18 protein-coding genes, 1 tRNA gene and 1 pseudogene are annotated in these 22,791 nt (G+C 70.9%); 7 read left to right on the plus strand and 13 right to left on the minus strand.

Annotated elements, in window-relative coordinates; genetic code table 11:
* Position 1: 1 nt before the first annotated feature.
* Positions 2-160, plus strand: coding sequence for a hypothetical protein (locus tag VS93_RS32860; RefSeq protein ID WP_338022692.1), 159 nt, complete (start codon positions 2-4; stop codon positions 158-160).
* Positions 161-163: 3 nt separating this feature from the next.
* Complete coding sequence (locus tag VS93_RS07940) at positions 164-688, plus strand: methyltransferase family protein (protein ID WP_046469337.1); 525 nt, start codon at positions 164-166, stop codon at positions 686-688.
* Between the two features lie 34 nt (positions 689-722).
* Here the strand turns inward: VS93_RS07940 and dhaM are convergent, their stop codons facing one another.
* On the minus strand, positions 723-1,112 hold the full coding sequence (gene dhaM, locus VS93_RS07945; protein ID WP_046469338.1) for a dihydroxyacetone kinase phosphoryl donor subunit DhaM: 390 nt from the start codon (positions 1,110-1,112) through the stop codon (positions 723-725).
* A gap of 243 nt (positions 1,113-1,355) precedes the next feature.
* Here dhaM and dhaK point away from each other — a divergent pair, with 243 nt between their 5' ends.
* On the plus strand, positions 1,356-2,354 hold the full coding sequence (gene dhaK, locus VS93_RS07950; RefSeq protein WP_046469339.1) for a dihydroxyacetone kinase subunit DhaK: 999 nt from the start codon (positions 1,356-1,358) through the stop codon (positions 2,352-2,354).
* Between the two features lie 98 nt (positions 2,355-2,452).
* A complete protein-coding gene (gene dhaL, locus VS93_RS07955) occupies positions 2,453-3,103 on the plus strand; it encodes a dihydroxyacetone kinase subunit DhaL (protein WP_046469340.1) in 651 nt (216 codons plus the stop codon).
* Here the strand turns inward: dhaL and VS93_RS07960 are convergent.
* The 6 genes and pseudogenes from VS93_RS07960 to VS93_RS07985 all read right to left on the minus strand — a co-directional run bounded on the left by VS93_RS07960 (position 3,100) and on the right by VS93_RS07985 (position 12,835).
* A complete protein-coding gene (locus VS93_RS07960) occupies positions 3,100-4,905 on the minus strand; it encodes an SGNH/GDSL hydrolase family protein (protein ID WP_046469341.1) in 1,806 nt (601 codons plus the stop codon). The two genes, dhaL and VS93_RS07960, sit on opposite strands and share 4 nt — an antisense overlap.
* 204 nt (positions 4,906-5,109) lie before the next feature.
* Positions 5,110-6,468, minus strand: a complete 1,359-nt coding sequence (locus tag VS93_RS07965; RefSeq protein WP_046469367.1) for a TrkH family potassium uptake protein — start codon at positions 6,466-6,468, stop codon at positions 5,110-5,112.
* Between the two features lie 415 nt (positions 6,469-6,883).
* Positions 6,884-7,711 carry an ArsR/SmtB family transcription factor gene (locus VS93_RS07970; protein WP_046469342.1) on the minus strand — a complete coding sequence of 276 codons (828 nt, stop codon included), beginning with the start codon at positions 7,709-7,711 and terminating at the stop codon, positions 6,884-6,886.
* 151 nt (positions 7,712-7,862) lie between these two features.
* Positions 7,863-9,119 (minus strand): alkaline phosphatase family protein, encoded by a 1,257-nt coding sequence (locus tag VS93_RS07975; RefSeq protein WP_082126708.1) that lies wholly within the window; start codon positions 9,117-9,119, stop codon positions 7,863-7,865.
* Between the two features lie 127 nt (positions 9,120-9,246).
* On the minus strand, positions 9,247-11,760 hold the full coding sequence (locus tag VS93_RS07980) for a DEAD/DEAH box helicase (protein WP_046469343.1): 2,514 nt from the start codon (positions 11,758-11,760) through the stop codon (positions 9,247-9,249).
* Positions 11,761-11,846: 86 nt separating this feature from the next.
* Positions 11,847-12,835, minus strand: a pseudogene (locus VS93_RS07985) (malate dehydrogenase).
* Positions 12,836-13,237: 402 nt separating this feature from the next.
* Here VS93_RS07985 and VS93_RS07990 point away from each other — a divergent pair.
* Positions 13,238-13,311: transfer RNA gene (locus VS93_RS07990), tRNA-Ile, on the plus strand.
* Positions 13,312-13,499: 188 nt separating this feature from the next.
* On the opposite strand, the gene VS93_RS07995 is transcribed toward VS93_RS07990, so the two are convergent.
* Positions 13,500-14,468 (minus strand): SMP-30/gluconolactonase/LRE family protein, encoded by a 969-nt coding sequence (locus tag VS93_RS07995; RefSeq protein ID WP_236700410.1) that lies wholly within the window; start codon positions 14,466-14,468, stop codon positions 13,500-13,502.
* A 541-nt stretch (positions 14,469-15,009) separates the two neighbouring features.
* Here VS93_RS07995 and VS93_RS26755 point away from each other — a divergent pair.
* Positions 15,010-15,483, plus strand: coding sequence for a hypothetical protein (locus tag VS93_RS26755; RefSeq protein WP_052745591.1), 474 nt, complete (start codon positions 15,010-15,012; stop codon positions 15,481-15,483).
* Positions 15,484-15,801: 318 nt separating this feature from the next.
* On the opposite strand, the gene VS93_RS08005 is transcribed toward VS93_RS26755, so the two are convergent.
* The 5 genes from VS93_RS08005 to VS93_RS08025 all read right to left on the minus strand — a co-directional run bounded on the left by VS93_RS08005 (position 15,802) and on the right by VS93_RS08025 (position 22,110).
* Entirely contained in the window at positions 15,802-16,905 is a 1,104-nt protein-coding gene (locus VS93_RS08005; RefSeq protein ID WP_046469345.1) for a flavin-containing monooxygenase, read from the minus strand.
* A gap of 38 nt (positions 16,906-16,943) precedes the next feature.
* Positions 16,944-17,780: a class I SAM-dependent methyltransferase gene (locus tag VS93_RS08010; RefSeq protein WP_046469346.1), complete on the minus strand. Its 837-nt coding sequence runs from the start codon at positions 17,778-17,780 to the stop codon at positions 16,944-16,946.
* A gap of 282 nt (positions 17,781-18,062) precedes the next feature.
* Entirely contained in the window at positions 18,063-19,751 is a 1,689-nt protein-coding gene (locus tag VS93_RS08015) for a LuxR family transcriptional regulator (protein WP_046469347.1), read from the minus strand.
* Between the two features lie 308 nt (positions 19,752-20,059).
* A complete protein-coding gene (locus VS93_RS08020; protein ID WP_046469348.1) occupies positions 20,060-21,736 on the minus strand; it encodes a sodium:solute symporter family protein in 1,677 nt (558 codons plus the stop codon).
* A complete protein-coding gene (locus VS93_RS08025) occupies positions 21,733-22,110 on the minus strand; it encodes a DUF4212 domain-containing protein (protein WP_236700411.1) in 378 nt (125 codons plus the stop codon). The genes VS93_RS08020 and VS93_RS08025 overlap by 4 nt, the downstream gene beginning before the upstream one ends.
* A 265-nt stretch (positions 22,111-22,375) precedes the next feature.
* On the opposite strand from VS93_RS08025, the gene VS93_RS08030 reads away from it, so the two are divergent.
* On the plus strand, positions 22,376-22,789 hold the full coding sequence (locus VS93_RS08030) for a hypothetical protein (RefSeq protein WP_046469349.1): 414 nt from the start codon (positions 22,376-22,378) through the stop codon (positions 22,787-22,789).
* Positions 22,790-22,791 lie beyond the last annotated feature (2 nt).

Genomic DNA, 22,791 nt, shown 5'->3' on the forward strand with positions numbered 1-22,791 from the left:
CTTGGCGCTCCGGCCGACACTCGAATCCGCCCTGGGGCCGCAGCTTCCCTCCCTTGAGGAGGCCTGCGAGACGTTCGCCGACGCATACCTGCGCGCGGCAGCGGTATCGGGGGGCGCCGAGCGCCCCGACCCGAACGGACGACGAGAGAACGAGGAGTAGACCATGCGCAGCAAAACGTCGGCGGCCGTCGGCAGTATCGTGTTCTTCCTCCTGGCGCCGGGGTTCGTGGCCGGTCTCGGACCGTGGTGGATCACCCGCTGGGAGCTCGGCGAGCCCGCACCGTACTGGGTGGTGGCGCAGGCGGTGGGCGTCCTCCTGATCTGCGCGGGGCTGTTCTGGTGTATCCACGCGTTCGCGCGGTTCGCCATGGCCTGGGGGACGCCCGCCCCGATCACACCGACCAGGCACCTGGTCGTCGAGGGCCCCAACCGCTACGTGCGCAACCCCATGTACGTCTCGCTGCTGGGGGTCATCCTCGGCCAGGCGCTGCTGTTCGGCTCGTTCGACCTGGTGCTCTGGGCCGCGTTCTTCTGGGGTCTTACCGCCCTGTTCGTCCGCTTCTACGAGGAACCCACCCTGCTGCGCCAGTTCGGGAGCGAGTACGAGACCTACCGGCGCAACGTGCCGGCCTGGCTGCCGCGGCTGCGTCCGTGGCGACCGGAGGGGGCGCACCACGTGCGCGGATAGCGGCCGAGGGGGTCTGGGGCGGGCGGCTCGGACCTCAGAACTTGGCCGTGTAGCGGGCCTCCTCACCGGCGGTGACGACCGCGGCCAGGTCGGCTCCGCTCGCAGCGGTGACCGCGGCGCTCACCGCGCCCTCCACAAAGGGTGTGTCGACAAGGACGACGTCGTCGCGCGGATGGTCCTCCTGGATCGTGCGCACCGTGAGGACGGCACTGCCGATGTCGGGGATGACGACGATTCCCCTCCCCTGGTCGGCTTCGCCGATCGCGAAGAGGATGAGGTCGTAGCTCGTCCCGATGCCGCCGTCGTCGGCGCCTCCGGCGACGGCCACCGGGGCCTTGTCGCCTATGAGTTCCCGTACCAGGTCACGAAGGCCGGCGGCGAGGCGGTCGCTGTGTGAGACGAGCACGATGCCCACAGAACTCATAGCCATCGAGCCTAGGGGCCGGGCCCCGGTACGGCAACGCCGGCATCCCGGCGCGGCGGAACGGGACGGGCGGCCGCGGGAGGCCCCTCCCCGGGTGGTCCGGCCCCGATAGCAGCGCTGTTTAGGTCGCCGGTCCCGTTTCCCCCGCCGTGGAAACGGGGTATCAGGCCTTGCGTCTGGCATGCTCGTCCGTATCCGCGCTCGCGATTCTCGATCCCGCAGAGGCAGATGAGGGGGCCCATCGTGAAGAAGTTCCTCAACACCGCCGAATCGTTCCTGCCCGATGCCCTTGCGGGCCTGGCCGCGGCTCACCCGGAACTGCGGGTGGACCTCGACACCGGAACGGTGGTCCGCAGCGACGCGCCCACGGAGGGCAGGGTGGCTCTGGTCTCCGGCGGCGGCTCCGGTCACGAACCCCTGCACACCGGGTTCGTCGGCGCGGGAATGCTCGACGCCGCCTGTCCCGGGGAGATCTTCACCTCCCCAGTGCCGGACCAGATGCTGTCGGCGGCCACCGCGGTGAACTCCGGTGCGGGTGTGCTCTTCGTCGTGAAGAACTACACCGGCGACGTCCTGAACTTCGAGATGGCCGCCGACCTCGCCTCCGAGGAGGGGATCGAGGTGCAGTCGGTGCTCGTCAACGACGACGTCGCCGTCGAGGACTCCACGTTCACCGCGGGACGGCGCGGCACCGGGGCCACGCTCTTCGTCGAGAAGATCGCCGGCGCGGCCGCCGCCCGGGGCGACGACCTCGCCTCGGTGGCCGAGATCGGGCGCCGGGTCAACGCCGCCTCCCGGTCGTTCGCGGTCGCCCTCACCGCCTGTACGACCCCCTCGGCCGGGCGTCCCGGTTTCGACCTGCCCGAGGACGAGATCGAGGTGGGTGTGGGGATCCACGGTGAGCCCGGGCGCAGCCGGGAGAAGCTCCGGCCCGCCAACGAGATCGCGGCCGACGTGCTGGAGATCATCCTCAACGACCACGACCTGGCCTCCGGGGACGAGGCGATCGTGATGGTCAACGGGCTCGGCGGCACCCCGCTCAGCGAGCTCTACCTGGTGTACGGGGAGGTCTCGTCCCTCCTCGCCAAGCGGGGGATCACGATCGTGCGCAGGCTCGTCGGCGATTATGTGACCAGCCTGGACATGGCCGGATGCTCGATCACCGTGTGCAGGGCCGAGGAGCCGTTCCTCGCCCTGTGGGACGCCCCCGTGAACACTCCCGCCCTGCGCTGGGGAGTATGAGAGTGTAAGGCCGGTTCTTCCCGGCGGCGCTTCGGACGGCTTGTCCGGGAACACGCCATCGGGGCGCCGACAGACGGCCCTAGCACAAGGAGGAGCCCGTGGACATCGACCTCGCCCGCGCCTGGGTCCGAGCCATCGCCGAGGCGATCGAGGCCGACAAGGAGCGCCTCACCCGGCTCGACGCGGAGATCGGCGACGGCGACCACGGCAACAACATGGACCGCGGTTTCAGTGCGGCGGTGCAGGCCCTTGACACCCTCACCCCCGGCACAGCGGGGGACGTGCTGGTGAAAACCGGTACCACGCTGATCTCCCGGGTGGGCGGCGCCTCAGGCCCGCTCTACGGCACCGTCTTCCGCACAGCGGGAAAGCGGCTCGCCGCGGGCGACGCCGGTGTCGCCGACCTCGCCGCCGCACTCGGCGCCGGGCTCGATTCGGTGTGCAAGCTCGGATCCGCGCAGGTGGGCGACAAGACGATGGTCGACGCCCTCTCCCCCGCGGTCGACGCCCTCAGCACCGCCGCCGACTCCGAGAGTGATCTCGGCACGGCGACCGCAGCCGCGGCCGAGGCCGCCGACAAGGGCGCGCAGAGCACCGTCCCCCTGCAGGCCCGCAAGGGCCGCGCCTCCTACCTGGGACCCCGCAGCGTGGGCCACCTGGACCCCGGCGCGGCCTCGACCGCCCTGATCTTCCGCGTTCTCGCCAATGTCGCCGCGGCTGACCCGGACGCGCCGAGAGGGGGCGCTTAGGGCCGCGGAACCGGCTCCGGACCGCGGTCACGGGGGTACCCGTCTTCGGGCACCAGCAGCTCCAGGTCGATCGACTCCGCGACCGCGCGCAACCCGGCGTCACCGGGGTGCAGGTGGTCGCCGGAGTCGTACTCCGGCAGGAGCCGGGCCGGGTCGCCGGGGTCCCGCAGCGCCGCGTCGAAGTCGAACATGCCGTCGAAGAGCTCGCCCGGCCCGCTGTTGCCCCGGATGAACGCGTTCACCTCTTGGCGCCGCCGGTCGACCTGCTCGTCGCAGTCGCTCCACCCCTTGCAGGGGGCGATCGTGGCCGCGATGACACGCAGGCCGTAGCCCCGCGACCGCTCGGCGATGTTCCGCAAACCGGCGATGACCTCCTCCGGGCCCGCCCCCCACCGCACGTCGTTGATGCCTTCGAAGACGACGACCGTGCGCGCGCCGGTCTGGGCGAGGACGTCGCGGTCGAGCCGGTTCTGGGCGCTGACGCCTCCGGTGTCGGTGCTCACCCCGTCGCCGTCGTAGCGGTCCGTGACGACCCGGTTGGCGGAGATGCCCTGGTTGAGCACGCCGTACCGCGGCACGGCCGACTGGTTGAGCAGCCTGGTGGCCAGTACGTCCGGCCAGCGCCGGTTGGCGCCCGGTGTGGAGCCCGTGCCGTCGGTGATGGAGTCGCCGAGCGCCACGATCGAGCCCTGCCCGCCGAGCACGTCGATCCCGGTGAGGAACGGCCAGGTGCCGATCGTGCCGGTGAACGCCGCGGCGCCGGGGGTGCCGGTGTGGTCGCCCGCCCCCGGCTCGGTGCGGTAGTTGGTCCCGGTGGCCGCGGTGTGCACCGGCGCGGCGGTGACGGGCTCGGGCAGGTGCAGGCTGACGAGCAGGTCGGTGTCGGCGGGCACGTCGAAACGGAGCGGATCGCTGAGCGCTTGCCCGCCCGCGGGAATCCGCGTCTGCGAGCGCCCGGAGAACATCAGCGGAACCGGTGCGGCGGCGGCCTTCGCCCCCTCGTCCCGTACCGCGATGGTCGCCCGGCCGATCCGCACCGGTTGCCCGGCGAAGGTGTTGTCCAGACGCACCCGGGCGGCCGGGCCGCCGACGCTGGTGTGCACGACGAGCCGGAGCGTCTGGTCCTCCCAGGGGCCGGTCGCGGCGTAGCCGGAGGTGCTCGCCGACCAGGTTCCGCTCCACCGCTCCTGGGGAGCGCGCAGGCCGAGTGAGAAGACGTGCATGCGGGCGGTGCCACCGGGGACGCTGGGCAGTTCGACGTAGGCCAGCGCGCGCTCCGGGTCGACGGGGACGGTGCGCGCGTACAGCCGGACCTTCGAGTCCCGGGTGCCGCCCGGGCTGTTGCTGTACGGCAGATCGACGGCCTTGGTGCTGAGGGGACCGCTGTCCCAGTCGGGCGCGGTCAGCGTGTACTCGGAAGAGGTGCCATCGGCGTAGCCGATCCGGCCGCTGCCCGTCGCGTCGCCGCCGGTACCGGTGACGAGGAAGGTGAGCGCGTCGCCGCGTCCGGCCACGCTGACCGGCTGGCCGTCGGCGACGACGTTGTCGGGGTCACCCGGGCGGGTGCGGGGCCAGTCCGTCCCGGTTCGGTGCAGGGTCAGCCGCTGGCCGGGGGACCAGCCGGCGGCCTCCAGCGCCTGGGCGGAGAGGCTGCGGCCGGAACCGTCGAGGTCGGCCGCCTCGGGAGCGGAGTCGTTGGAGATGCCGGCATTGTCGAAATGCCGGGCGAGCGAGCGGGGCGCCTCGGAGGGCGCGTCCGCCTCCGCTGCGGCGCGCGGCGCGGTAGCGGTCACGGCGACCATTATCAGCCCGCATGTGAGAAGGGCGGCGAGAACGATACGGGGAATGCCGCCCGCGGGCCGGGACGGAACGGCAGGACTGCTCGGCTCCAGGCGCACGACATGCCTTTCGTGAAGTAGACCCTACCGATCTTGAGCAAATTGTTCCTTCCGAACGCTTCGAAGGGACAATTCTGTCAAGATCGGCGACGCGGGGAAAGCATGGCGCTATCCGACGATGGGTTGTTCCTCGGGGTAGTCGTAGCGGCGTGCGCGGCGGCGCAGCGCCAGCGCCGAGGCCAGCGTGATGGGGCCGAGCCGGCCGACGAACATCAAAAAGACCAGGATCAGCTCACCGGCCAGCGGCAGTTCGTCGGTGATGCCGGTGGACAGCCCGACCGTGGAGAAGGCCGAGGTCGCCTCGAACAGAACCTGATCGAGGGTGAACTCGGTAATGGAGAGCAGGGCCAGGGTGGCGCTCACGACCAGTCCGATCGCCAGCAGCACCACCGTGGTGGCCTGCGAGACCACACCCCCGGCCAGACGGCGGCCGGCCACGTGCACGCTCGTCTCGCCGCGCACGGTCGCATAGATCACGAACGCCAGCAGCGCGAACGTGGTGACCTTGATACCGCCGGCCGTGCCGGCGCTGCCGCCGCCGATGAACATCAGGACATCCGTTGCCAACAGCGTCTGGGTATTCATCTCGGCGAAGTCGAGGGTGTTGAACCCTGCGGTGCGCGGCGTCATTCCCTGGAAGAACGCGACCAGCAGCTTGTCCCCGACACCCAGGGTCCCTAGTGTCGCCGCATTGCGCCACTCGAAGGCCAGGAAGACGACGAACCCGACCGCCAGCAGCACCGCCGAGGTCACCAGGGTGATCTTGGTGTGCAGCGTCCAGTGGCGCCGCTCACTGCTGCGGCGCGCATGCCGCCACAGCTCCACCCACACCGGGAACCCCAGCCCACCGCAGATCACGGCCATCGCGACCGGCAACGTGATCCAGGGGTCGGTGGCGAAGCCCTCCAGGCTGTCGACGTAGAGGGCGAACCCGGCATTGTTGAACGCTGAGATCGCGTGGAACAATCCCATGTAGGCGGCGTGGCCGAACGCCTCGCCGTGGCCCAGCCACCACCGCAGCGTCAGCACCAGCCACAGCGCGGACTCGAAGATCACCGTCACCAGCAGGACGCCGGTGACCAGTTGGCGCACCTCACCCAGAGTGAGACTCTTGGCCTCGGCCCCGGCCCGCACCGCCATGCGCAGACCCAGCGTGCGACCCGCGACCAGCGACAGCACCGTGGCCAGCGCCACGATCCCGAACCCGCCGACCTGGATCAGGACCATGATGACGACCTCGCCGAAGGCCGACCAGTAGACCGGGGTGTCCTCCACGATCAACCCGGTCACGCACACACTGGAGGTCGCGGTGAACAGCGCGGTCACCAACGGCGCGGACTCGCGCGCCTCGGTGGCGATCGGCAGCGACAACGCACCCGTGCCGGCCAGGATCAGGGCGGCGAAGGCCCCGGCCGTGAGCTGCGGCGGCTTGGTCCACCCGGACAGGGCGCGCAGCCGTTCGCTCATGTGCTCCAGCACACGGTGCCGGACGCGGGCCAGCCACGAGGAACCGCCGCGGGCGCCACTGGGCCGGATCACGTTCTCCTCCGATGGCGGCTGGGAACCCAGACAGGACACGTACGCGCGGCGGTCTGCCAGTGATGCCCGGCTTCTCCTCCGGCCCAGACCAGCGCCTGAAAGAACTATCGCACGGCATGCCTCCCCCACACCGGGCGCCCCGCCTCCAGCGTGCCGCCTTTCCTCGTGGAGCAGGGAGCATGCCTGTCCGCTGCACCGTCCCTGGGGGGCTCCGCCTTGGGCGGGTTCTGCAGACCGTGCCAACGAGGCGGTGCGGAGCGCACCATGCCCGCGGGATCTGCTCTGATCCGGTTTTGCCCCGCTGCACGGTCCTCGACGGATGCCTGGCTTTGGAAGAGCCCGGTCAGGGCTGCGGGGCCGGGTCCTCCTGGCGCGCCGGGGCCGGGCCGGCCGGCGGGGTGTCACCGGTCTCCAGCAGGGTCTTGAGGCTGGAGAGGAGCTCGGGCCACCCTCCGCTGACCATCTCCAGTACGGTGCTTCCGGGCTCGAAGCCATCGTGCACGACGGTCAGCTTGACCTGCTGCCCGTGCGGCTCGATGTCGAAGGTGACCTTCGACCGGCGCTCACCGGCCACGCCGGTGAGGACCTCCTTGCTCACCCCTGCGGCCTCGGCCCATTCCGGCGTGAAGGTGTGCCAGGTGTAGGACAGCCGGCGGTAGGGCTCGGATTCGAGGACGACCTGGGCCGGATCGGCGATCGTCGCCCCTCCCTCCTTCCAGGTCATCGTCGAGCCCGGCTGCCAGTCCGACTCGAAGGCGACCCCCCAGTAGCGGCGGGTGAAGGCGGGGTCGGTCAGCGCCCGCCAGAGGCGTTCCGGTGTGGTGGTGATGTAGGTGGTGTAGACGAACTCGGTGGTGCCCATCGGTTCCTGCTCCAATGCCGTCTTAAGGTCGGCGAGGGCGCGTACGCGCTCGCGGTGGTACCGGTTGATCCAGCGTTCGGCGATGGCGTTGATCGGCGCGGCGTTGAGGTAGTGCAGCTTCTCCCGGCCGCGCCGCACCGTGGTCACCAGGCCGGCCGCCTCCAGCACCGCCAGATGCTTGCTGACGGACTGCCGGGCCATGTCCAGTCCGGCGCACAGTTCGCGCAGGCTCTGCCCGTTGCGGGCGTTCAAGCTGTCGAGCAGCCGGCGGCGGCTGGCGTCGGCCAGCGCCTTGAACACCTCGTCCATCCCACGCCACCTCGAATATGCAGCCTTTTAGCTGCATAAAATATAGGCAGCCGAACGGCTGCATGTCAATGGCCGGAGCGCCGCCCCTGCCCAGGGCCGGCGCCCCTACCCGGCGGCACACACGTCCGCGCGTACCGTCGCGCGGATGCCGTCACGGCGGGGTGTCCAGCAGCGCTTCGGTGAGAACGCGGCCTTCGGCGCCGCTCGGCGCGCGGACTCCCAGCAGGTGGCTGATCGTGGGGGCGACATCGATGATGCGGGGGGCGTCCAAGCGCCGCCCCGGCGCGATCCCGGCCCCGGAGAGGATCAGCGGCGCCCTTCCCTCCCGCAGACTCGAGTGGCCGCCCCGCTCCCGGCCGTCGGCGCGGGCCGGATCGACGAACGCGTAGGGCGGCCGCGCCTCGATCGTGAAATCCCCTTCCGCCGGCGCCGCACCCAGCGCTTCCAGCTCGGCGCGGTTGCGCACCCCTTCCAGCTCCGGGAGCCCGCGCAGCATCGCCTCCACGCGCGCCCGCCCCTCCTCCGTCGCGGCGCCCCCGCGCAGGTAGACGTTGGCGGTGCGCGGGCTCGCCGTGAGCACCACCTCGGTCCCCGGATCCGGGGAGTGGCCCGAGTGAAGCCGCCGCGCCGAGAACCCCGCTTCCGCCAGGGCTTCGAGCACCCGCGGTTCGAGCGAGTGCGTGTACCCGGTCATCCCGTGGTCGGAGACGACCACGAACGCCGCCCGGTCCCGCGCCCCGGCCGCGCGCGCCGCGTCGAGGATGCGCCCCAGCCCGGCGTCGAGCTCCGCCAGGCGGGGCGGGATGCGCCCGGACCAGGGCCCCTCCCGGTGGCCGATGGCGTCGATGTCGGCCGCGTAAGCCGCGATGAGATCGGGTGGGCGCGGCGGCTCCAACCGCCTCCCCCCGGAACGCACCGGCCGCCCGCGCAGCGCGCGCACCACCGTCTCCACGTTCTCCTCCCAGGTTGCGCCCTGGGTATAGAGCGCCCCGGGATCGCCGTAGGCGGCCCCCTTCGACCAGACGATGTACCACCCCGCGGCCAGCACCGTCCGCCCCTGCCGGCGCAGGCTCTGCGCGAGGGTCTCGGCGGCGAGGCGCCGGGTCTGGCCGGTCGCCCTGCCGGTCGCGGGGTGCAGGACGTAGGCGGCGTTGCCGTGCACAGCAGGCCGGGCCCCTGTTGCCAGCGAGGCCCGGTTGGGGTTGGAGACCGCTTTGTACGTGCACGAGGCGACGCCGCGGACTCCGGCCGCGGCGAGCGAGCGCAGGTGCGGCAGCCGGGAGTCCAGGTGCCGGTCGAGGTAGCCGGGGTCGACACCGTCCCAGTCGATCAGGATGACGGGCCCCGCGGCGGGGCCGGCACCGGCCGCCCGGCTCGGCGCTCCGGCGGAGAAGGACGTTCCTCGCATGCGGGCCCTCCGACGACGCGGTTCGCGGCGGCCGGTCCGCCGCGAACGGGCACCAGGGCGAATACAACCGCGGAGCCGGCGCGGCGCCGGAGGGCGTCCGGGGACGCCTGCCCTCGGAACACCCGGTTCAGAGGCGGTTCACGTTCAGGACGCGGACAACCGCCCGGCCTTCCTCGTCGGAGGCGGCCAGATCCACCTCCGCGCTGATCCCCCAGTCATGGTGGTCCTCGGGGTCGTCGAAGATCTGCCGGACCTCCCACACGGCGCTCTGTTCCTCGATGAGCAGCATCTGCGGGCCCCGCGCGTCGGGGCCTATCCCGAGCTCCTCGTGCTCGGCGTAGTAGCCCTCCAACGCCTCTTCCCACGCCTCGGCGTTCCAACCGTCCTCACCGTCCAGCCGGCCGAGCTCGTCGTAGCGGCGCAGCGCGGCGAGCTCCACCCGGCGGAAGAGCTCGTTGCGCACCAGGACCCGGAAGGCGCGCTGGTTCGCCGTGACGGGTTTCGGCCCCTCGTCGCGCTCGGGACTCTCGGCGGTCTCCGCGTCCGGGTTGGTGAGCTGCTCCCACTCGTCGAGCAGGCTGGAGTCGACCTGGCGGACCAGCTCACCCAGCCACTCGACGAGATCGCGCAGCTCCTCGGTCTTGGCGTCCTCCGGAACGGTCTGGCTGAGCGCCTTGTAGGCGCTGGCGAGGTAGCGCAGCACCAGCCCCTCGGACCGCGCGAGCTGGTAGAAACCGACGTACTCGGTGAACGTCATCGCCCGCTCGTACAGGTCACGGGCAACGGACTTGGGGCGCAGCGGGTGGTCCCCCACCCACGGATGGCCGCGCCGGTAGACCTCGTAGGCGTGGTCGAGCAGCTCCTCCAGCGGCTTGGGGTAGCCGATCTCCTCCAGCCGCTCCATCCGCTCCTCGTACTCGACGCCGTCGGCCTTCATCTGCGCGACCGCTTCACCGCGGGCCTTGTTCAGCTGGGCGGCGAGGATCTGGCGGGGGTCGTCCAGCGTGGACTCCACCACCGTCAGCACATCCAGCGGGTACGTGGGCGAGGCGGGATCGAGGAGTTCCAGCGCGGCGAGGGCGAACGTCGACAGCGGCTGGTTGAGCGCGAAGTCGGGCTGCAGGGCGACGGTCAGGCGGGCGGTACGGCCCTCGCCGTCGGGCTCCTCCAGCCGCTCCACGATGCCGCCGTCCAGCAGGGACCGGTAGATCGCGATTGCCTCGCTGATGTGCCGGCGCTGGGCCGGGCGGTCGTCGTGGTTGTCGGTCAGCAGGTGCCGCATCGCCTCGAAGCAGTCGCCGGGGCGGGCGATGACGCTCAGCAGCATCGCGTTGCTCACCCTGAAGCGCGAGACGAGGGGTTCGGGCTCGGCGGCGATGAGCTTCTCGAAGGTGGCCTGGTCCCAGGCGACGAAGCCGTCCGGCGCCTTCTTGCGCACCACCTTGCGCCGCTTCTTGGGGTCATCGCCGGCCTTCGCCAGGGCCTTCTCGTTCTCGACGACGTGCTCGGGCGCCTGGACCACCACATTGCCCACCGTGTCGAACCCGGCGCGGCCCGCACGGCCGGCGATCTGGTGGAACTCCCGCGCGCCGAGCCGGCGTACCCGGTTGCCGTCGTACTTGCTCAGCGCGGTGAACAGCACCGTGCGGATGGGCACGTTGACACCGACGCCGAGGGTGTCGGTACCGCAGATGACCTTGAGCAGCCCGGCCTGGGCCAGCCGCTCCACCAGCCGCCGGTACTTGGGGAGCATGCCCGCGTGGTGCACGCCGATGCCGTGCCGGACGAACCGGGACAGGTTGCGTCCGAACTTCGTGGTGAACCGGAAGTTCCCGATCTCCTTCGCGATCGCGTCCTTCTCGGCCCGGGTGCACATGTTGATGCTGGTGAGCGACTGGGCGCGCTCGACGGCCTGCGCCTGGGTGAAGTGCACGATGTAGACGGGGGCCTCACGCGTGGCGAGCAGCTCCTCCAGGGTCTCGTGCAGCGGCGTGCTCCGGTAGGAGTAGTACAGCGGGACAGGGCGCTCGGCGGAGGTCACCACCGATGTCGCACGGCCGGTGCGCCGGGTCAGGTCCTTCTCGAACAGCGTGACGTCGCCGAGCGTCGCCGACATCAGCAGGAACTGCACCTGCGGCAGCTCCAGGATCGGCACCTGCCAGGCCCAGCCGCGGTCGGACTCGCCGTAGAAGTGGAACTCGTCCATGACGACCGTGCCGATGTCGGCGTCGGCGCCATCGCGCAGCGCGATGTTGGCCAGCACCTCCGCGGTGCAGCAGACGATGGGGGCGTCGGCGTTGACGCTGGCGTCACCGGTCATCATCCCGACGTTGTCGGTGCCGAAGACCGCGCACAGCTCGAAGAACTTCTCCGATACCAGGGCCTTGATCGGCGCCGTGTAGAAAGCGCACTCGTCGCGCGCGAGCGCCGCGAACAGCGCCCCGGAGGCGACGAGACTCTTTCCGGAGCCGGTGGGGGTGCTCAGGATCACGTTGGACCCCGACACCACCTCGATGAGGGCTTCCTCCTGATGCGGGTAGAGGGTGAGGCCCCGCTCCTCGGCCCACGAGGCGAACGCTGTGAAGAGGGAATCGGGTTCAGGGTCGGCCGGAAGCTGATCGATGAGACTCACGCATTCCATAGTGCCTGCCGCCGGGGACCGGCCGGACCACCGGAGTTCTCTCCGGGACGGCCCGCCGGCCCCTCCCCTGGCCTCTTCGGGTACTTCTAGACCAGGCCGAGCTGCTTGACCGCGTCGCGCTCCTCGGCCAATTCCTGGACGGAGGCGTCGATGCGCTCACGGGAGAACGCGTCGATGTCGAGCCCCTGCACGATCTCCCACCGGCCGTTGCGGGAGACGGCCGGGAAGGAGGAGATGAGCCCCTCGGGCACGCCGTAGGACCGTCGGAGGGGACGGCCGCCGACGTCCAGTCGCCCTCGGGAGTGCCGTTCACCCAGTCGTAGACGTGGTCGATGGCGGCGTTGGCCGCCGAGGCGGCGGAGGAGGCGCCGCGCGCCTCGATGATGGCGGCGCCGCGCTTGGCCACGGTCGGGATGAACTCGTTCTCCAGCCACGCCTGGTCGTTCACCGCCTTGGCCGCGGACGTGCCGTTGACCTCGGCGTGGAAGATGTCGGGGTACTGGGTCGCGGAGTGGTTGCCCCAGATCGTCAGCTTCCTGATGTCGTTGATCGACACGTCGAGCTTCTTGGCGAGCTGGCTGAGCGCCCGGTTGTGGTCCAGCCGGGTCATGGCGTTGAAGCGTTCGGCCGGGACGTCGGGAGCGTGCGCCTGCGCGATCAGGGCGTTGGTGTTGGCCGGGTTGCCGACCACCAGGACGCGGATGTCGTCCGCGGCGCCGGCGTTGATGGCCTCCCCCTGCGGCTTGAAGATGCCGCCGTTGGCCTCCAGCAGGTCGCCCCGTTCCATCCCCTTGGTGCGCGGCCGGGCGCCGACGAGCAGGGCGACGTTGCAGCCCTGGAAGGCCTGGTGTGCGTCGTCGAAGATGTCGACCCCCCGGAGCAGGGGGAACGCACAGTCGTCGAGCTCCATCGCGGTGCCCTCGGCGGCCTTGACGGCCTGCGGGATCTCCAGCAGACGCAGCTTCACGGGGGTGTCGGCGCCCAGCAGCTGGCCGGAGGCGATCCGGAACAGCAGGGCATAACCGATCTGCCCGGCCGCGCCGGTAACGGTGACGTTGACGGGTACTTGGGCCATGACCTCATTCTCCTGACGACGTGTATGCGGCCCGCGATGCTATCTCGCGGCCGGCGGCGCGGTTCCGCCCACCCCGGGTTGCCTTCCGGGCACCGGGTGGACAGCGTCACCGGCCCGCTCGCCGGCCTCCCCGAGCGCCGCGGAGGTGCCGGTCGTTCGGGTTCCGATCAACTCGCGTCGCGGATATCCACTAATCGGGAGCGTTCCGCGGCGTGCGGCGCGGTGTGTCCCCGGCTCGCCGCCCCTTCCGGCCCCGGGCGCTGGATCCCCGGGGATGCGCCGTTTCCGCGCGGGAGGGACCATGCGCCCCCTGTTAAGATGAAGCCGAGCCCGGCTGCCGGAAGTCCAGGACAGCTGGGCCGCGATATGCGGGATAGGCATGCCCTCCCGCGCGCGTGCGATGGGCCGGTAGCTCAGCAGGTCAGAGCAGGGGACTCATAATCCCTGGGTCGCGGGTTCGAGTCCCGCCCGGCCTACCCCAGCAGAGCATGAAAAAAGCGCCGCCGACCTGCGCAGACAGGCCGGTTACGCTTTGTGGTGGTGTCCGGGTGGCTGCGGGCGTAGGCGCTCGCGTCCAGGGGCTGCGGTGACTACACGTTGAAGTTCGCGCCCTCAGAAGTCGGCGAAGCCGGCCTCCGCGCGGTGCCGCGTCTCAGGGCCGCGCTCACTCCTGTTCGGGAAGCTCGAACCAGGCCACCGCCCACTCGGTCAGGCTGCCCAGGTAGAGCCGCCCCTTGTGCTCGCGCATCCCCGTCACCATGTGGTACCGCTCCCCTGTTCCCTGCAGGTCGTGGACGACGTTGCCCTCGGCGTCGACCGCCATGACCCACGCGGTGCGTTTCGGTTCGGGCTGCAGCGGTCCCGGCAGCGCCCAAGTGGCCCGCCGCAGCACAGGGGGCTTGGTGTGCAGCCAGTCCAGCAGCGGATTGCGCGGTGCGGGCAGCGCCACCCAGATCCGGCCGTCCGTCCCCGTGCTCAGGTTGTCGGGCAGGCCGGGCAGGTTGTCGATCAGCACGTCGTCCTGGCCGGCCCTGGACCCGCTCAGCCACACGCGGCGTATCCGGTAGCCGCCCGTCTCGGCGACGGCGACGAAAGCCCCGTCACCGCTCAGCGCGACGCCGTTGGCGAACTGCAGCTCCTCCAAAAGCACGCTCGTCTCGCCCGAGGGAGAGCGACGCAGCAGACGCCCTGTACCCGAGTGCTCCATCAGGTCGGCCTTCCAGTGGTCCAGCGGGAAGCGCGCCGATGAGTCGGTGAAGTAGATGGCGCCGTCCCCGGCGACGGCGGCGTTGTTGCACACCAGCAGGGACTCACCGGCGGCGTCCGTCGCCAGTGTCTCCAGCCGCGCGCCGGTGGGGTCCACCCGCAGCAGCCCGCGGCGGGCGTCGCAGACGATGAGCCCGCCCTCGCCGTCGACCTCGATCCCCAGGGGGCGGCCCCCGGTCTCGGCGATGACCTCGGTGTGCCCGCTGTCCGGGTGCAGGCGCAGAAGACGGCCGTCGGCCGTGCCCGTAACGACCGCACCGTCGTGCTCCACGGCGACGTCCTCCGGCCCTTCCGCCCCCACCGGGAGCAGCGAGAGGGCCGGCATGGGCGGTACGCTCGTGCGCTGCCGCGCTCTCGGTGTCGGCACCGGTGGGCTCCATACGACGGGCTGGATTCCGGGACGCCCCACGTCTCCTCCTGTTAACGCTGTCAACGACACTCTGTCAGAAAACCAGACCGAGGCACGTCTGTCTCGGGGACGGAGACAAGATGTGGCCGCGGGGCCAGGGTCCGGGGGCGCCCTTGGCGGGCCCGACCGTCGCTTCGGGACGATCAGCGAACACCGTGGTCTCGACGGAACGGGGAAGCACACCCGAACGTTCCGGTTGCACCAGAACGGGGTACTTCCGCAGCATGTTCCCGCCTGAGCGCCTCCGGCTCACAGGCGGCGTGCTGGTTCCTCCCGTGGCCATGGCGATGGCGTTCGCGGGGGCGTGGCTGGAGGGCCACAGTCCCGGCCCTCTTGTCGGGAGCTGGGCGGGCGTTCTTCTCACCGGCGCCATATGGGTCTGCTACACGGCGCTGTGGTTTGGTGCCCTGGCGCTCGTCGTTCTCACCTACTTCGTCTGCAGCGGCTGGGCGTCGGCGATCGGGTCCTGCGCCGCGCTGATAATCGCGCCTCGACGGCCGTGGACACGGCCGTCGAGGCGCGGATCCTGCGGGAGCGGGGCCAGACCAGCACGTGCACGGTACTGCAGGTCGACAAGCGCGTCGTGACGCGGGGCGGTACCGGCGTCGTCGGACCCGTACCCGGACCGCCCGTCCCCCCTCATCACCATGGTCCGCACCATGATCCGCCGGGAGCCACCACGACCACCACCTACTACGACCACCGGCTGGATTGCGTCGAGGTCCCGGAGATGACCACAGAGGGCAGCCGCGCCGGGAAGGTCGGGGAGCGGATCGACGTGCTGTACGACCCCACCGACCGTCTCGATCCCCGCCCGGCCGACGAAGCGCCACCGGTCGAGCGCTCACTGCTGACCGCCGCCAGCGCGCTGCCCGTGGGCATCGCGCTGCGCCTCACCGCCGTCTTCGACGCCGCTGTGGAAAGGGCGCTGAACTTCGTACTCCGCTGCTCCGCCGGCTTTCCCGGCTCCTGAGGCGTTCGCGGAACACGCGACGTTGACCGTGCACGGGGCAGAGGGTGGCCTCCGCGCCGTTCGGCCGGACACCGGGACGGTGTGTTGGCGAACGTGGCGGCAACGGTCCCGGCGAGTACCGGCTCGCCGGGACCGTGGCGTGTGCCGGGTTCGATGCGGCGGTCACCTCTCGGCTCGCGGCACAACGCGGCTCCGAAGACCATCCGATCCCAGGGATCGGGCGCGGTATTCCGCGAAGGCGATGGTCGAGGCCCGGAGGACACTTGCTACCGCATCGACCCGCGCCCGTCCCCAACCCCCGCGGCGCCGGGGATCGTCTCAGCCGGCGGCGCGGGACCGTTCTTTCCGCCTGGCCGCGATGGTGCCGGCGACGTGGGCGGCGTCCCTGTCGAGTCCGTGGATCTGCTCGGATGACGCGGCGTACAGGAACAACAGGCCGACGAAGTACAGCCCCGGATGGCTCGCGACGACTCCCCGGTAGTGCCGCGGCTCCATCTTCCCGAACACCGGCAGGTCGATCCAGTCCAGTCCGGCGCGGAAGCCGGTGCACCACACGACGTTGGCAACCTCCAGGGTCCGCCCGTCCGCCAGCAGCGGGAGCCCTTCCCGCACCCCTTCGACCCGGGGAACCCGTTCGACGCCGGCGGCGGTCAGGTCCTTCGGCTTGGTCCGTACGAGCGGCCACCCGTTGGCCAGCACCTTGGGTCGGGCTCTCCGCCCCATCGGTGTGCGCACGGTCAGCACCCGGTGGAACAGCCCCCGCAGGACCAGCGGCACCAATACCCGCCCGGCCGCGCCCTCGATGCGGAACGGCACGTGGCCGGGGTGCCTACCGGAAAGCCACGTCCGGTGACCGTCGGCCGCCTCCAGGGCGATCTCGGCGCCCGAGTTCGCCGCCCCGACCACCAGCACGGGACCGTCCCGCAGTTGGGACGGGTTGCGGTAGTCGGCCGAGTGCAGCTGGACGATCGCCGGGTCGAGCCGGTCGGCGAACGGCGGCCGCCGCGGCTGCTGGTGGGTGGACATCGCCACCACCACGTTGTCCGCCTCCCACACGTGGTCGCCGGCCACCACCAGATACCCGTTGCCGTTGCTCCAGACCCGCTCCACCCGTACGCCTGTGCGCACCGGCAGGTCGAACCGGGCCGCGTACGACTCCAGGTAGTCGGCCATCTCGTCTTTGGTCGGGAAGGTGTGGCGGCCGCCCGGGAAGGGCATTCCGGCCAGCCCGCTGTAGCGGGCGGGCGTGAACAACCGCAGCGAGTCCCACCGGTGCCGCCAGGCGTCCCCGATCCGCTCGTGCGCGTCCAGAATCACGAACTCCAGGCCGCGCCGCGCCAGGTGGTAGCCCACGGACAGACCGGCCTGCCCACCACCGACCACCACGGTCTCGATCCGCCGCGGCCTACGCAGGTCGCTCATTGGTCTCCCTCCTCTTCCGCCTTCCGTGAGCGGACACGTCATTTGGTGCCGATGCCGACGTTGACCTCCGTATGCAGCTCGGCCCCCGGCGCGCCCGCCGAGCGCTCCCGGAACATCCCGGTCAGCGTCCACCGGACGTCCGCCTGCTGCTCGGAGGTCAGGCCGCCGGTCAGCCGCCTCCAGACCGGGTTGCCCGACGTGAACGTGTTCCAGAAATGGGCTGCGGACTCGAATCGCATCTCCCAGGTGGTCGTGTCGACCGTCACACCGGTCAGCCCTGCCCCGGTGAGCTTGCCGCGCAGCAGCTCCAGGTCAGCGACCTGGAACGGCAGCGGTGGCGGATCTACCGGCGGAGGAGCGAAGCCGGCGACGGTGGCCTGCATGGCTTTCACCAAGAACCCGAGAAACTCCGCCTTCTGGAGTGGCCCGAACGCGACGACCAGCACCCGGCCGCCGGGCCGGGTGACGCGCACCAGCTCCGCCAGGCCTCCGGCCATGTCCGGGAACAGCGAGACCCCGTTCAGCGAGGCGGACACGTCGAATGCTCCGTCCTCGAACTCAAGGGCCTGACCGTCCATCACCCGGCCATCGAGGTTTGACAGCCCTTCGCCCGCCGCCCGGTCCCGGAGCCGTTCGATCATGGTCGGGGCGATGTCGGCGGCCACCACCCGGGCACCCAGACGGGCGGCCGGAATCGCCAGGGCTCCGCTGCCGGCGCCCACGTCCAGCAGCCGCATGCCGGGACGAAGGTCAATGCGGCGGAGGGCGTCCTCCGCCAGCCGCAGGGTCTGCGGGGTCACGAACTCGTCGAAGCCGGGCGCGACGGCCTCCCAGCCGGCCCGGATCCGGTCCTGGGTCGGCGCCTGGGTGTCCATGGTTGCCTCCTTGATGTCGGGCTACCAGGTCAGCGTCCATGGCGGGCCGGGGATCCCGCATCGGGCGCACCAACCAACCGGCCGCCCGACTCGTCTGGGTAGATCTGTGTAGGCGCACCGCCGCGCCCCTGCCCAATGCGGGTGCCGGTGGCGGCTGCTCGTGATCGCCGCCGGCGCGCGGCGGGCGACCGCCGAATGGGCCCGCCGCGTGTGAAGGGCGGCCCGTCGACGCCGAGGCTCCTTCTCGGTGGCAGCGGTGAGCGACCGGGAAGTGGCCGCTTCCTAGACGAGGTCGTGCTGGTAGGCGTATGCGGTGGCGGCGGACCGCGACGTGACGCCCAGCTTGGTGAACATGTTGGCCACGTGTCGGGCGACGGTCTTGTCGCTGATCACCAGCGTGTCGGCGATCTCCCGGTTGCCGGCGCCGGTCGCCACCAGCCGCAGCACCTCCACCTCACGCGGTGTCAGCCCACCGGCCGCGTGCGGCGTCTCCTGCCGGGTCAGCTCCTGGACTTCGGCCAGCGCCGGTGCGGCACCCAGTTGCGTGAAGACCCGTCCGGCGGCGTCCAGTTCCATCTCGGCGGTGTCGTGGTCGTTCAGCCGCCGGTACGCCTGCGCCATCCGTAGCCGCACCCGCGCCGCCTCGTACGGTGCGTCCAGCTCGCGCCAGGCCAGCCACGCCCGCCGCAGCGCGGTGCAGGCGGCCGCCGCCTCGCCCTCGGCCAGCAGCACCGCCCCGTCGGCGTACCCGGCCACCGCCCGCAGGTACGGCGAATCGAAGTCGGCCGCGATCCGCCCCAGTTCTCCCGCGGATGCCCGGGCCGTGACGGCATCGCCGGCCGCGAGCGCGATCTCGACGTAGGCGGCCAGCACCCGGGACCGCTCCGGTGGATCCTCCGCCTCGCCGGCCACGCGCCGGATCGCGCCCAGTGCGTCGTGGATCCGCCCCTGGGCCAGTCGCAGCAGGGCCAATCCCGGCTGCACCGCGTGTCCCCAGCCGCTCGCCTGGCGGTAGGCCTCCTCCGCACGTGCCAGTTCGCCCCGTAGCCGCAGCAGCTCACCCTGCTGGTACAGCGCCATGCCCAGCGCCGGGTCGCCCGACGGGACTGACAGGTGCTCGTGTGCCCGCCGCACCTCGTCCATGGCGTCCGCCCAGTCTCCCCGCAGCTGCATGATCTCCGAGCGGTGTACCAGGCACTGGCCGCGGTACGGCTTGAGGTCCGGCTGGGCCGCGCACCAGCGGCTCAGCGCCGCGGTCCACTCCTGTGCCCGACGCAGGTCGAACACGTTCCGGCAGGCGATGATCACGGCGCAGTAGACGATTCCCGAGGCGATCGGGGACACCTCCCCGGCGATGACCCCCACCATCGCCTCGTCCAGCATGTTCACGCCCCGCGCCGCCTCGCCGCGGGCGATGAGCGCCTGGCCCTGCCCCAGCCGGCCGAACGCCCGCAGGTCGGCGTCGCCGAACCGGTCCGCGATCCCGGTGACCTCGACGAAGGCCGGGTACGCGGTATCGGTGTCGCCGCCGTACAGCGCCCGCAGCGCCACCGGGACACGCAGGTACCCGTGTTCCACACAGTCCAGCGACGCCTCATCGAGCACCCGCTGAGCCCTGGCCAGCCAGCCGCCTCCCCGACCGTGCTCGCCCCGCTGGAGCAGGACCAGCCCCAGCCATACCGCGCACCGCGCTCCGCGAGCGACCTCGCCGCCGGCCACGAACGCGCGGTGCGCCCGCTCCCAGGCGTCGACGGCGGCCTCCATGCCGCCGACCAGGTAAGCCGCCATGCCGAGCAGATCGAGGTCTGCGGCGTCGAGCCGACCCTGGCGGTCCGCCGTCGCCAGCAGCGCGTACGCGTCGCCCCACGCCCGCTGCGTGTACGCCTCACGGCCCCGGGCGAGGGCGTCGTCCGTCGCACCAGCACCGCCGGTGCCGGCCTGTCTTCGCTCTTCGCCCGGTGCCTTCGCCATTGGGAGCATGCTATCGATGACTCCGCGACCGCAGGTCGGACAGCACGGGGCTGGGAAATTTCCCGGACATCGGTGGCGCGGGCCACGCCCGCCGGCAACCGGTCCGGCTGCTCCCGAACCGCATCCGGGGCGGGTTTCTCCGGCTCCTACGGGTGTGTCGGGACGGGAAGACGGCCCGGTCGGGGGAGCGCGTCCCCGGACCGCCCGCTGCGCCGGAACATTCCGGGGACAAAGAAGCGGCCTCTCCCGCTGGAGGGGGTGAGCGGGAGAGGCCTGGATGGTCGATATCGGTCGCTCGGGAGTCCGGTTTACCCTCCTGCTCCCGTCGGTTCGCGCCGCCGGGCGGCCGGGTAGCGGATGCTCTCCACCATTTCGGTGATGTGCCTCGACGGTGGAGCGGTCATCTTCGACACCGCGATCGTGACGACGAAGTTGGTCAGGGCTCCGATGGTTCCGATGCCCTCAGGGCTGACTCCGAGAATGTGGTCGTTGGCCTGCAGGCCGAAGACTTCGAGCGTGTACAGCATGTAGCTGATGGTCAGCGTCAGGCCGGCGATCATGCCCGATGCGGCGCCGATGGCGTTACATCGCTTCCAGAAGATCCCGAGCACGATGGCGGGGAAGAAGCTCGCCGCGGCCATGCCGAACGCGAACGCCACCACCTGCGCGACGAAAGCGGGCGGGTTGATCCCGGCGATCATCGCCACGATGATCGCACCGGCCATCGCGATCCGTCCCACCATCAGCCGCTCGGCGTCGCCCGCGTTCCTGCGGAACCGGCGGAAGTAGAAGTCGTGGGACACCGACGAGGAGATGACCAGCAGCAGCCCGGCGGCCGTGGACATCGCCGCCGCCATGCCGCCCGCGGCGACCAGGCCGACCACGGGAGCGGGGAGCCCGGCGATCTCCGGCGAGGCCAGCACCAGGATGTCGTTGTTCACCGTCAGGTCCGCCCCGGCCGCCGGGTCGTTGCTGACCGAGTTGATCGCGTCGGCGTTCTCGTTCACCGTGACCAGTCCGGTGGCCATCCAGTTGTCGACCCAGTTCGGCAGCGCGTCGGTGGGGGTGCCGTTCACGCCGTCCAGCAGGTTGAACTTGGTGAACGCGCCCACCGCCGGCGCGGTCGTGTACAGCAGCGCGATGAAGAACAGCGCCCAGAAGGCCGAGTACCGGGATCCCCGGACCGTCTTCGTGGTGTAGAAGCGGATGATCACGTGCGGGAGGCCCGCTGTACCGATCATCAGCGCCATCGTGACCAGGAAGATGTCGACCATCGGCCGGGTGCTGAACGGGTCGGTGTAGATGTCCAGGCCAAGCTGGACGGACAGGGTGTTCAGCTCGTCCAGGATCTGCCCGAACGACACCTGGGGAATGGGAATGCCCGTCATCACCTGGGCGACCGCGACGGCCGGGATGAGGTAGGCGATGATCAGCACCGTGTACTGGGCGACCTGCGTCCAGGTGATGCTCTTCATCCCGCCCAGCACCGCGTAGACGAAGATGATCGCCGCAGCGATGATCACGCCGTAGGCGATGTCGATGTTCAGGAAGCGGCTGAACACGATCCCGCCGCCGTTCATCTGCCCGACGACGTAGGTGAAGGAGACGATGACCGCCGCGGCCGCCGCGATGGTGCGCACCAACTCCGAGTAGCGGTCGCCGACGAACTCCGGAACCGTGAACTTGCCCCATTTACGCAGGTAGGGGGCAAGGAGCAGGGCGAGGAGCACGTAGCCGCCGGTCCAGCCCATCAGGTAGATGCCGCCGTCGTAGCCCATGAAGGCGATCAGGCCGGCCATCGAGATGAAGGAGGCCGCCGACATCCAGTCGGCCCCGATCGCGGCACCGTTGGCGATGGTGGGGACCCCATGGCCCGCAACGTAGAAGCCCTCGGTCTCCCTGACGCGGCTGCGCCAGGCGATCGTCATGTAGACGCCGAAGGAGAGGACGATGAAGGTCAGCGTCCACAGTTGGATCTCGCTCACGACTCGCCCCCTTCCTTCGTTGTGCTCTCGGCGGCCCGCGCCTCACCGACGCTTCCGGTCCCGCCGCCGGAGGGCCCGTCCTCGCGCTCCTCCACCCCGTACTCCCTGTCGAGGCGGTCCATGAACAGGCAGTAGACGAGGATCAGCAGCAGGAACACGTAGATGGAGCCCTGCTGGGCGAACCAGAATCCGAGGGGGAAGCCGGCGATGGTGATCTGGTTCAACTGCTCTACGAAAAGGATCCCGCAGCCGAACGACACCGAGAACCAGATGGCCAGCAGGACCACCATCAGCCGGAGGTTCTTCCTCCAGTACTCGCGCCTCCAGTCGTCGCCGCCCGGAGGCCCCAGGCTTTTTTCTTCCGTCTCAGCCACGATCGTTTCTTCCAATCTCGGCGGGGGATGTCGACCGGCGGTCCCCGTACCGCCGACTTCGAGACCAGCGCACCAGCGGCCCTGCGCACAAGACCCGACGCGAGTGAGCGGCCGATCCACCTCGCCAGCGGTCACCGCGCCCCAATGAATGGCATAGATCACGCAATGAGCCGTTCAACCGGTACAAACGACCGCTGGCAGAACCGCCGGGACCATCCGGCGCCACCCCCTCAACACGCAGGTGACCAGTGGTTAGGATTCGGTCATGTCGTCTCTCAACGGCTCCGCCGCCACCCCGGCGCGGCGCATCCTCCACCCGGGCAGCGGCTGGCTGCTCGCCGGCGGGCTGCTGATGATCATCGGCTCGTTCACCCCGTGGGTGTCCACGCCGTTGGGCAACCTGTCCGGTATGGCGGGCCCCGGGCTGTGGGTGCTGTGCGCCGGGACCATCGCCATGGCCGGCGCCCTGCTCCCCTACCGGCGCATCGCTCTGCTGCACGCGCTGGTCCCGGCGGTGGCCGCGGGCGGGCTGGTGGTATGGCAGCTGGCGCGGCTCGTCCAGCTGAGCAGCGCCACCGAGAGCTGGGGCAAGCTCCTGCCCGGGATCGGCCTCGTGCTCGTGGCGGGCGGCGCGGTGCTGCTCCTGCGCGCGGCCCATCGGATGCGTCTCGCGGACTGAGA

This window comes from Allosalinactinospora lopnorensis, from assembly GCF_000981225.1.
GTDB classification, from domain to species: Bacteria; Actinomycetota; Actinomycetes; order Streptosporangiales; family Streptosporangiaceae; genus Allosalinactinospora; species Allosalinactinospora lopnorensis.